The organism is Photorhabdus viridis (genome assembly GCF_040256935.1).
Lineage (GTDB): Bacteria > Pseudomonadota > Gammaproteobacteria > Enterobacterales > Enterobacteriaceae > Photorhabdus > Photorhabdus viridis.
In genome coordinates, this window is record NZ_JBEJZY010000201.1 from 1 (window position 1) to 803 (window position 803).

Below are 803 nucleotides of genomic sequence, written 5' to 3' on the forward strand. Positions count from 1 at the left end.
TATGCCCCGGGAGAACGCAGTTCGGCGCTCCACCTTGTGAGTGCTTATGCGACAGCCAATAAAATGGTCATCGGCCAGGTTAAAACTCAGAAAAAATCCAATGAAATTACCGCAATCCCGGAACTCATTAAGTTGTTGGAACTGAAAGGCGCGCTGATTTCCATTGATGCGATGGGATGCCAAACGCAGATTGCTCAGGAGATTATTGATGCCGGCGCGGATTATTTATTAAGTGTGAAAGACAACCAAAAACGTCTCCATCGCGCCATTCAAAAAGCCCTGGAAGCCCAGCGCGTTTTGCCCTTAACAACCGAAAAAACGCGGATAGAACGGGGTCATGGTCGTCTGGAAATCAGAGAAAGCCATGTGTTGAATGCCGAGACATTCAAAACCGATTTTCCGGAATGGGCGGGATTAAAAACACTGGGCGTCACAATCGGATACAGGCAAGAAAACGGCAAATTGCCCAGTCTGGAGTACCGTTACTACATCAGTTCAGCCAGACTGATGGAAGAACAATTTTCTCAGGCAGTACGCAGCCATTGGCAAATAGAGAATAACCTTCACTGGGTGCTTGATGTGACGTTTAAGGAAGATAATTGTCAAATTTACCGTGAAAATGCGGCGGAAAACATCGCGATATTACGACGTATTTCGTTAAACATGCTGAAAAAAGAAACGAGTCAATTAAGCATCAAAGCGAAACGTAGACGAATATGGATGAAAACCCAATTTTTGGAGCGAGTATTACAGGCGGGTTTTGCTAATGTGAGTGATATTTAATCATTCATGCGGTTGCCCTG

At 45.1% G+C, this 803-nt stretch carries 1 protein-coding gene; it reads left to right on the plus strand.

Annotated elements, in window-relative coordinates:
* Positions 1–783 (plus strand): ISAs1 family transposase (locus ABR397_RS22965; protein ID WP_350307726.1); only part of this gene is annotated, 783 nt, incomplete at its 5' end.
* Positions 784–803 lie beyond the last annotated feature (20 nt).